Origin of the sequence: Pseudomonas sp. R62, from assembly GCF_000257605.1 — a bacterium.
GTDB lineage: Bacteria > Pseudomonadota > Gammaproteobacteria > Pseudomonadales > Pseudomonadaceae > Aquipseudomonas > Aquipseudomonas atacamensis.
The window spans coordinates 3,712,115-3,721,742 of sequence record NZ_JH635998.1; the positions used below are offsets into that span (position 1 = coordinate 3,712,115).

11 protein-coding genes are annotated in these 9,628 nt (G+C 60.7%); 8 read left to right on the top strand and 3 right to left on the bottom strand.

Annotated features, from left to right (window positions below; all coding sequences use genetic code 11):
• Positions 1–201 precede the first annotated feature (201 nt).
• Positions 202–1,233, bottom strand: a complete 1,032-nt coding sequence (locus OQK_RS17665; protein ID WP_016773549.1) for a LacI family DNA-binding transcriptional regulator — start codon at positions 1,231–1,233, stop codon at positions 202–204.
• A gap of 216 nt (positions 1,234–1,449) precedes the next feature.
• Here OQK_RS17665 and OQK_RS17670 point away from each other — a divergent pair, with 216 nt between their 5' ends.
• Entirely contained in the window at positions 1,450–1,983 is a 534-nt protein-coding gene (locus OQK_RS17670; RefSeq protein ID WP_016773550.1) for a gluconokinase, read from the top strand.
• An 82-nt stretch (positions 1,984–2,065) separates the two neighbouring features.
• Positions 2,066–3,418 carry a GntP family permease gene (locus OQK_RS17675; protein ID WP_016773551.1) on the top strand — a complete coding sequence of 451 codons (1,353 nt, stop codon included), beginning with the start codon at positions 2,066–2,068 and terminating at the stop codon, positions 3,416–3,418.
• A gap of 186 nt (positions 3,419–3,604) precedes the next feature.
• On the opposite strand, the gene alaC is transcribed toward OQK_RS17675, so the two are convergent.
• Positions 3,605–4,813 (bottom strand): alanine transaminase, encoded by a 1,209-nt coding sequence (gene alaC, locus OQK_RS17680; RefSeq protein ID WP_016773552.1) that lies wholly within the window; start codon positions 4,811–4,813, stop codon positions 3,605–3,607.
• A 138-nt stretch (positions 4,814–4,951) separates the two neighbouring features.
• Here alaC and OQK_RS17685 point away from each other — a divergent pair, with 138 nt between their 5' ends.
• The 3 genes from OQK_RS17685 to OQK_RS17695 all read left to right on the top strand — a co-directional run bounded on the left by OQK_RS17685 (position 4,952) and on the right by OQK_RS17695 (position 6,746).
• Positions 4,952–5,614: a LysE family translocator gene (locus tag OQK_RS17685; protein WP_016773553.1), complete on the top strand. Its 663-nt coding sequence runs from the start codon at positions 4,952–4,954 to the stop codon at positions 5,612–5,614.
• A 69-nt stretch (positions 5,615–5,683) separates the two neighbouring features.
• On the top strand, positions 5,684–6,169 hold the full coding sequence (locus OQK_RS17690; RefSeq protein ID WP_016773554.1) for a GyrI-like domain-containing protein: 486 nt from the start codon (positions 5,684–5,686) through the stop codon (positions 6,167–6,169).
• Positions 6,170–6,257: 88 nt separating this feature from the next.
• Positions 6,258–6,746, top strand: coding sequence for a GNAT family N-acetyltransferase (locus OQK_RS17695; RefSeq protein ID WP_016773555.1), 489 nt, complete (start codon positions 6,258–6,260; stop codon positions 6,744–6,746).
• Positions 6,747–6,888: 142 nt separating this feature from the next.
• On the opposite strand, the gene OQK_RS17700 is transcribed toward OQK_RS17695, so the two are convergent.
• Positions 6,889–7,374, bottom strand: coding sequence for a GNAT family N-acetyltransferase (locus OQK_RS17700; RefSeq protein ID WP_016773556.1), 486 nt, complete (start codon positions 7,372–7,374; stop codon positions 6,889–6,891).
• 142 nt (positions 7,375–7,516) lie between these two features.
• Between OQK_RS17700 and OQK_RS17705 the strand changes: the two genes are divergently transcribed.
• From OQK_RS17705 to OQK_RS17715, 3 genes are read left to right on the top strand one after another with little or no spacing between them, the layout of a single operon-like run.
• On the top strand, positions 7,517–7,942 hold the full coding sequence (locus tag OQK_RS17705; RefSeq protein ID WP_016773557.1) for a YybH family protein: 426 nt from the start codon (positions 7,517–7,519) through the stop codon (positions 7,940–7,942).
• A gap of 40 nt (positions 7,943–7,982) precedes the next feature.
• Positions 7,983–8,327, top strand: a complete 345-nt coding sequence (locus tag OQK_RS17710) for a YciI family protein (RefSeq protein WP_016773558.1) — start codon at positions 7,983–7,985, stop codon at positions 8,325–8,327.
• Entirely contained in the window at positions 8,320–9,555 is a 1,236-nt protein-coding gene (locus OQK_RS17715; protein ID WP_016773559.1) for an RNA polymerase sigma factor, read from the top strand. The genes OQK_RS17710 and OQK_RS17715 overlap by 8 nt, the downstream gene beginning before the upstream one ends.
• The last annotated feature ends 73 nt before the right edge of the window (positions 9,556–9,628 follow it).

Sequence of the window (9,628 nt, forward strand, 5' to 3'; positions counted from 1 at the left end):
GGCTCAAGAGCCAGCCATTGCAGAAGGGCGCGCAGGCTTTAGTGGACCTGCTCAGCCATTGAATTTGATAGAGATCCCCTGTGGGAGCGAGCCTGCTCGCGAAGGCGTCGTGTCAGCTGCATCAATGCTGACTGACCCACCGCTTTCGCGAGCAGGCTCGCTCCCACACGGGTTGTGTTTCAACTCAGCATTTGTGAAGGGTCAGGTACTCTCGCGAACCTTCAGCTCAAACCCCATATCCTCCACCGGCCGCGCCACTTTGTTGCCCGCCATCAACGTTAGCATCTGCTCCGCCGCGCGCCGGCCGATCGCCTCACGCGGGGTGTTGATGCTGCTCAAGCGCGGGACCATGTGCTCGGACATCGGCAAGTCGTTGAAACCGAGAATCGCCACTTGCTCGGGAATTTTGATGCCATTGCGCAACGCTTCCAGCAGCGCGCCTTGGGCCAGGTCATCGTTGCCAAAGAAAATCGCATCAACATCCGGATGCGCCGCCAGCAATTGCAGGAACAACTCGCCACCCAAGCCCACCGACGAAGCACGCGGTGTCAGCACTTCCAGATCCGGGTCGTAACGGCCCGCCTTCTGCAACGCCTTGCGGAAACCCTCACCGCGCAACAACGTGCGCTGATCCAGCTGCGCACCAATGTAGGCCAAGCGCTTGCGTCCGCGAGACAGAAGGTGTTCGGCGGCAGTTTCCCCGGCGCTCAACTGCGAGAAACCCACGCAATTGACTCCGGCAGCACTGTCCAGCTCCATCATGTACACGCAAGGAATGTTGCTGGCCTCGATTATCCGCCGCGAACTTTCCGTGCGATCAAAACCGGTCAGCAGAAACCCGCGCGGCTGATAGGCCATGTAGTTGCGCAGCAGGTTTTCTTCTTCATCGCGCGAATAGTGAAAGTTGCCGATCAGCACTTCGAAGCCCTTGGGCGTCAGCACCCGATGAATGGCTTCCAGCGTGTCGATGAACAGCAGGTTGGACAGCGATGGCACCAGTACGACAACCGAATGGCTCTGCGCCGAGGCCAAAGCGCGGGCGGCAGGGTTGACCACATAGTTGAGTTCGAGCGCGGCTTTCTGCACTTTTTCCACCAGTTCGGTGGCTACCGTGCTCACCCCGCGCAAGGCGCGGGACGCAGTGATCGGGCTGACGCCGGCCAGGCGGGCTACTTCATTAAGGGTCGGACGGCCGGTGGTGCGGGTATTTTTATCGTTCTTGAGGGAGGTCATCGGGCGGCTTGCCAAACAAAAATCAAGGCACTAAGGTAGCGCTGTCCTGATGCAGCTGCAAATGCGTGAGCGCGGTCCTGCCTGATCAGTGCTCTTTGGCGTTAGGAACAAACCTGCTGCAACCCAAAAAAACGACAAGAAGGCGTCGGCAACTTCTGCCTGTGCACTAGAGTCATAGCTAGCAAAGGTAGCGCTGTCTGCGCGCTGAGGTGTTATATGAGTCATCCCATCACCGCCCTGGTCATCATGGGCGTTGCCGGTTGCGGCAAGACGTGCGTCAGCCAGGCCCTGTGCCAATTGAGCGGCGCCACTGCCATTGAAGGCGATACTTTTCATCCGGCCGCGAACATCGAAAAGATGAGCGCGGGGATCCCCCTGAACGACGAAGACCGCGCCGGCTGGCTCGACAGCCTGTGCGATGAACTGCGTCGCGTCGATGCCCAAGGCCAGCGCCCGGTATTGACCTGCTCCGCCCTTAAACACAGTTACCGCGAACGTCTGCGCAGTGCCTTGCCGGGCCTGGGTTTCGTGTTTCTTGAATTGACTCCGGAAGTCGCCGCCGAGCGTGTATCGCACCGCCCGGGCCACTTCATGCCGGCGACGTTGATCGAAAGCCAGTTCGCCACCCTCGAATCGCCGAAGGGCGAGCCGCTGACTCTGCCGCTCAATGCCTCGATTCACAGCGTCGAAGAGCTGGCCCTGCAGGCTCACGTCTGGTGGCAGGCCAACGGTCTGAAACAGGCGGTATGAGTATGTTGAAAAAGACAGCGCTGTCCTCCCGACTTCTGTTCAACCCGCTTTAATAACAACAACAATCCAGGAGACACCCCCCATGTTTGGCATGTCCCACGAGACGTTCCTGCTGCTCGATGCGGTGGTCACGGTAATCGGCCTGATTATCCTGATCACCAAATTCAAGATTCACCCTTTTATCGCCCTGACCATCGCCGCCGCCTTCCTCGGCCTGACTTCCGGCATGCCGATCAACACCATCATCAAGGCGTTCCAGGACGGCTTTGGTGGCGTGCTCGGTTTCGTCGGCATCATCCTCGCCCTGGGCACCATGCTCGGCAAGATGATGGCCGAATCCGGCGGCGCCGATCAGATCGCCCAGACGCTGATCCGCGCCTTCGGCAAGGACAAGGTGCAGTGGGCAATGATGTTCGCCGCGTTCCTGGTGGGCATCCCGCTGTTCTTCGAAATCGGCTTCGTGCTGCTGATTCCGCTGGTGTTCATCGTTGCGCGCCGCACCGGTGTGTCGATCATCAAGATCGGTATCCCGCTGCTCGCCGGCCTCTCTGCGGTGCACGGTCTGGTGCCGCCGCACCCGGGCCCGCTGCTGGCCATCGGCGTGTTCGGCGCTGACATCGGCAAGACCATTCTTTACGGTCTGATCGTCGCGCTGCCGACCGCCATCATTGCCGGTCCGATCTTCGGTACCTTCATCGCCAAGCACATCCCGGGTCACCCGAATCAGGAACTGGTCGATCAACTGGCCCGTGAAAACGATTCGGCCAACCTGCCAAGCTTCAGCATTACTCTGGTCACCGTGCTGCTGCCGGTGTTCCTGATGCTGCTGAAAACCTTCGCTGACGTGGCACTGCCGGACGGCAACTTCTTCCGCATCTGGATGGACATGATCGGCCACCCGATCTCCGCACTGCTGCTGGCGTTGCTGTTGTCGCTGTACACCTTTGGCTACAAGCAGGGCATCGGTTCCAACCAGATGCTCAAGTGGCTCGACGCGAGTCTGGCGCCTACCGCTGCGATCATTCTGATCATCGGTGCCGGCGGTGGCTTCAAGCAGATGCTGGTGACCAGCGGCGTGGGTGACGTGATCGGCCACATGGCGGTCAGCGCGCAGATCTCGCCGATCCTGCTGGCGTGGCTGGTGGCGGCGGTGATCCGTATTGCAACCGGTTCGGCCACTGTGGCGACCATCACTGGCGCCGGCATTGTGGTGCCGGTTGTCGGCATGATTCCGGGCGTCAACCGTGAGCTGCTGGTGCTGGCCACCGGCGCCGGTTCGCTGATCCTGTCCCACGTCAACGACGCCGGTTTCTGGCTGGTCAAGCAGTACTTCAACATGACCGTGGCCGAAACCTTCAAGACCTGGACCGCGATGGAAACCATCCTCTCGGTGGTCGGCCTGGGCTTTATCCTGCTGCTGTCGCTGTTCGTATAAGCGGCAGTTTGCAGGCACAAAAAAACCGCAGTGATGCGGTTTTTTTGTGGGCGTGGACTTCCTGCTTGATCGTTCCCACGCTCCGCGTGGGAATGCCTCAATGGACGCTCTGCGTCCGCTTTGAGACGCAGAGCGTCTCGGGCTGCATTACCACGCAGAGCGTGGGAACGATCAGAGGCGTGTCAGTTATTTGGTAACCAAGCCATCCGCGCGGAACATCCCGCGAATCCCGCGCACGGCCTGGCGGATGCGATCCTGGTTTTCGATCAGGGCGAAGCGCACGTGGTCGTCGCCGTACTCGCCAAAACCCACGCCCGGCGAAACGCAGACCTTGGCCTCGGCCAGCAGTTTCTTGGCGAACTCCAGCGAACCCAGATGCGCATACGCCTGGGGAATCTTCGCCCAGACGTACATCGACGCTTTCGGGTTCTCGACCATCCAGCCCAGCTCATGCAGGCCCTTGACCAGCACGTTGCGCCGCTGGCGATACTGCTCGGCGATGTCGCGCACGCATTGCTGATCGCCTTCCAGCGCGGCAATCGCCGCCACTTGCAGCGGGGTGAAAGTGCCGTAGTCGTGGTAGCTCTTGATCCGCGCCAGAGCGCTGACCAGTTCCGGGTTGCCGACCATGAAACCGATACGCCAGCCGGCCATGTTGTAGCTCTTGGACAGGGTGAAAAACTCCACCGCAATGTCCTTGGCCCCCGGCACCTGCATGATCGACGGCGCTTTCCAGCCGTCGTAGACGATGTCGGCATAAGCCAGGTCGTGGATGACCAACACGTCGTATTGCTTGGCGAGGGCGATCACCCGCTCGAAGAAATCCAGCTCCACGCACTGCGCGGTCGGGTTCGACGGGAAGCCGAGGATCATCATTTTTGGCTTGGGGATCGAACCGCGAATGGCCCGCTCCAGCTCATCGAAGAAATCCACCCCCGGCACCAGCGGCACCGAACGCACCTGAGCGCCGGCAATCACTGCGCCGTAAATGTGGATCGGATAGCTCGGGTTCGGCACCAGCACGGTGTCGCCCTGGTCCAGGGTCGCCAGCATCAAATGCGCCAGGCCTTCCTTGGAACCGATGGTGACAATGGCTTCGCTTTCCGGGTCGATATCGACTTCGTAGCGCTGCTTGTACCAGTTGGAAATCGCCCGGCGCAGGCGCGGAATGCCTTTGGACGTCGAGTAACCGTGGGTGTCTTCACGCTGGGCGACCTGCACCAGTTTTTCGACAATGTGCGGCGGCGTGGCGCCGTCGGGATTGCCCATGCTCAGGTCGATGATGTCTTCACCACGGCGGCGAGCGGCCATTTTCAGCTCGGCGGTGATGTTGAAAACGTAAGGGGGGAGTCGATCTATGCGCGCAAAGCGGCGCGGCGAACCTTGTTCGGCCATTGTTGCCTCGGATAACGTAAGCGCCCGGAACCGTCCGAGCGACGCTGGTCACTGCGGTGACCTGTGGCGGAAGATAAGGGCAGTGATGGCATACTGTCCAGCGCGGTTGTAAACATTTTTTTCAAGGAAAATCGGTCAATGGAATTCACCAGCGGCTTCTTGCTGAGCCTTTCGCTGTGCCTGGATATCGGCGTAGCCAATATCGCGATGATCACCCTGGCCATGCAGCGCGGCTACTTTCAAGGCTTCGCCCTGGGCCTGGGCACCTGTGTCGGCGACCTGATTTACGCGGTGCTGGCGCTGGCCGGCATGACCGTTCTGCTGCAATACGAAACCGTGCGCTGGGTCCTGTGGATTGGCGGTTCGGCGCTGCTGATCTACTTCGCGGCGAAGATGATTTATTCGGCGATTCACCACGAAGCGCTGCTGGCGGAAACGGCGGAAGTGGGGCAGAACTCCCATCGCAAGGAATTCTTTCGCGGCATCTTCCTCGCCATGTCTTCGCCGAGTGCGATTCTCTGGTTTGCTGCGGTCGGCGGTACGTTGATCGCCCGATCCGGTGGCGGTGGTCCGTTGAGTTCGGCGCTGTTTTTGGGCGGCTTTCTCTGCGCCGGGCTGCTGTGGTCGGCCGGTCTGTGCTTCGCTGCAAGCCACGGCGGCAAGCTGCTGGGCGACAAGCTTCTGCGCTACTCCTATCTGGCATCAGCGGCGATCTTCTGTTATTTCGCGGTGTACGTGATCGTTTCCGGCTACAACGAGTTCGTCGGCTCGGGCGCCGTCGAGCAGTTGCACTCGCTGTAAACGTGCGAAACGGGTCGGGCTTTCTATACTCCCAGCCGAATCCACTTTTCCGTTCTGAGGAGTCGCGTCATGGATGAACAACAACGCGTCGAGATAACCGAGCCTCGCTTCGAACACGGGCAATTTCTGCTGATTGCCGGTTTCGGCGGGCGATTCACTCAGGAGACCACCGCAGACATTCCCGCGTTGTGGGAAAAGCTGATCCCGCACTTGGGAAAAATCCCCGCGCAAGTCAACGAAGTGACCTATGGCGTTTGCTGCAACGCGGACGGCGAGGGCGGTTTCGAATACATCGCCGGGGTGCAGATCGACAAGCTCGACGACCTGCCGGAAAAGTACCGCTGGGTTGAAATCCAGCCGCAGAAATATGCGGTGTTTGAGCACAAAGGGTCACTGACGCAACTCCCTGACACCTTCCAGTACATCTGGAACACTTGGCTGCCGCAGTCCGGCCACGAAGCGGCGGACGCCCCGGAATTCGAGCGCTACAGCGAGGATTACAACCCGAAACTCAATACCGGCACGCTGGAAATCTGGCTGCCGATCAAGGCCTGAGCGGCGTAACAATCGAGGTGGAGCATGTCCGCCCCGTTGGTTCTGCATTATGCTGGCGGGCCTTGTTTCCACAGATTTTTGAGCTGCCATGAACACCGTGATCCGCAACGTCAGCGCCGCCGACCTCGACCGCTGCTATGCCATCGAAACCGTCGCCTACGAAGGCGACGAAGCCGCCACCCGCGAAAAGATCGCCACGCGCATCGCCACCTGGCCGGACGGCTTCATCGTCGCCGAGGTGGACGGCGTGGTCGCCGGTTTCATCAATTCCGGCGCGGCGTTCGACGTGCAGATGTCCGACGAGGCGTTCAAGGAACTGATCGGCCACGACCCGAAAGGCCCGAACGTGGTGATCATGTCGGTGGTGGTGCACCCGGATTACCAAGGGCAGGGCCTGGCCAAGCGCCTGCTCGGCGAATTCATCGAGCGCATGCGCGCCATGGACAAAGCGACGATTCATCTGATGTGCAAGGAGCAGCACATTGCGCTGTATGCCGGCTTTGGCTTTGCCTACATCAAGCCATCCGAGTCCGACCACGGCGGCATGGCGTGGCACGAGATGATCCTGACCCTCTGAGGCCAAGACCTATCGAAACTGCCTGATCGTTCCCACGCTCCGCGTGGTAATGCAGCCGGGGACGCTCCGCGTCCCAAAACCGTGACGCAGAGCGTCACAAAGAGGCGTTCCCACGCGTAGCGTGGGAACGATCAGGGGATACTCAGAAGAACAGCCCCATGCGCCGCTCGTAACCGATCCGGCCCTTGTACGCTTCGCCGCTGTCGACGTAGCCATGCCTGGCATACAGCGCAATCGCCGCCTCGTTATCAGCGTCCACCGACAATTCCAGCCCCTTGATCTCCGGCCACGCTTCACGGGCGACAGCGGGCAGCGCTTGCAGGCACGCCTTGCCGTAACCCTTGCCCTGCGCGCGCCGATCGACCTGCAGAGCATGCAACGTGGCGCTGTGTTCGTCGGCCCAGTCGGGCAATACCGGCGGGCGCTTGAGCAGCAGAAACGCCACCGGTACGTCGTCCGCCAGCAGGGCAAAACCTTTCACGCCGGGGCCGGGTTTCGACAGCAGGGTGTGCAGGGCACCATGGATGTCGCCGGAGAACTTGATCTGCTCGGGGTGAATTTCAATCGACTCGACTTGCTCACGCTGCAAAGGGCCGAGGCTGTCGTAAGGCACGAGTTGGGCTGACACGGGAATTTCCTTTTTCCTACAAGGATTGAAGCTCGGATTCTAGCGACATTGTTGTCGGCGAAATTTTTTTGTTTGCCCTGTCGATCTACGCAAAGGGCAAACGACTAAGGACGTCTTCACAACAAAAACCACGGAGAACACCATGAGCGCACAAAGCGAAATCCAGACTCTGATCAATACCTACCGCGAAGCAGTAATGGCCAAGGACGTCGAAAAAGTCATGGCCCTGTACGCCGACGACATCGTCTCGTTCGATGCGATCAAGGCCCTGCAATTCAAAGGCAAAGCGGCCTACCGCGCGCACTGGGTCGAGTGCATGGAAATGTGCCCCGGCCCGCACGTTTTCGAGTTTCACGAAATCGCCATAGAAAGCGCCGACAACATCGCTTTCGCCCACTGGGTGGCCAATTGCGGCGGCACCAACGACAAGGGCGAAACCCAGAGTTGCTGGATGCGTGTGACCGCCTGTTATCGGCAGGTCGGCGGGGCTTGGAAGATTGCCCACGAGCACTGGTCGGCACCGTTCGATCCGATGAGCGGCGCGACGCTGTTCGATGTAACCCCCTGATCTTCAGCCATAGTTGATCCGTTCGAATCAGGAGATCGCCATGAAATACCTATGCCTGGTCTACAGCGATGAACGCCTGCTGCACACCTCGCCGGACAGCCCGGAAGACGCCGAATGCTGGGCCTACGCCGAGTCGATTCAGGGCAGCGGGCGGATGATCGCCGCCGAAGCGCTGGAATCGGTAGAAACCGCCACCACCGTACGGATGCGTAATGGCAAGGTGTCGATCACCGACGGGCCTTTCGCTGAAGCCAAGGAGCAACTGGCCGGTTTTTACCTGATCGATGCCAAGGATCTCAACGAAGCGATTCAGGTGGCCGGCAACATTCCGGCAGCGCGGGTTGGCAGCGTTGAGGTACGTCCGGTGCGGCAGTTGAATGTCTGACGTCCGGGCGCGGGTCGAGCAGGTCTACCGCGAGGATTCGCGGCGGATTCTGGCGACGCTGATCCGCCTGCTCGGTGATTTCGACCTCGCCGAAGAAGCCTTGCACGAGGCGTTCTTCGTCGCGGTCGAGCGCTGGCAACGCGACGGCGTGCCGGACAACCCGCGGACCTGGCTGGTCTCCACCGGACGTTTCAAAGCCATCGATGTGCTGCGCCGGCGCGCGCGGTTCAAGGCTTCGCAACCGCTGCTGCTGGCACAACTTGATGAGCTCGAACAGGCCGACTGGAGTGGCGAAGACGTGGAAGACGATCGCTTGCGGCTGATCTTCACCTGTTGCCACCCGGCACTGGCGGCAGATGCGCAAGTTCCGCTGACCTTGCGCGAAGTCTGCGACCTCACCACCGAGGAAATCGCCCGCGCTTTTCTCTCGGCGCCGGCGGCGATTGCCCAGCGCATCGTGCGCGCCAAGGCCAAGATCCGCGACGCGAAAATCCCCTATCAAGTGCCCACGCTGAACGAATTGCCCGAGCGCCTCGACAGCGTATTGCGGGTGATTTATCTGGTGTTCAACGAAGGCTATTCGGCCTCGGTCGGCGCTGAGCTGACACGCGAGGATCTGACGCGCGAAGCGATTCGGCTGGGGCGCTTGTTGATGGAGTTGCTGCCGGAGCCGGAAGTCATGGGTCTGCTGGCGCTGATGCTGCTGCACGAATCACGTCGACCGGCGCGCACCTCGCCGAGCGGTGAACTGGTATTGCTCGACGATCAGGATCGCTCGTTGTGGGATGCCCGGTTGATGGCTGAGGGTTGCACGCTGGTCGAGCGCGCGCTGAGTACGCGGCGGTTCGGGCCGTATTGCCTGCAAGCGGCGATTGCAGCGGTGCATGCGGAAGCGCCGTCGGCGGCGCAAACGGACTGGGAGCAGATTGTCGGTCTGTATGACGTGCTGCTGCGCGCGGTGCCGTCGCCGGTGATCGAGCTGAACCGCGCGGTGGCGGTGGCCAAACGGGATGGAGCGTTGGCCGGGTTGTTGTTGGTTGAAGGGATTCTGGCGCGTGGCGAGTTGCAGGATTACCACTTGGTCCATTCGGCGCGGGCGGAGTTTTGCCGGCAGTTGGGTCGGGTGGAGCAGGCGCGCGCGGCGTATCAGCGGGCGCTGGAGCTGACGCGGCAGGAGCCGGAGCGGCGGTTTATTCGAGCACGTATCATGGCGCTCGAAATGCTCTGACCTTGGCGCTCTGGCTAGTGTGGGCAGCCTGTGGATTGCCCTCACCCTAACCCTCTCCCAAAGGGAGAGGGGA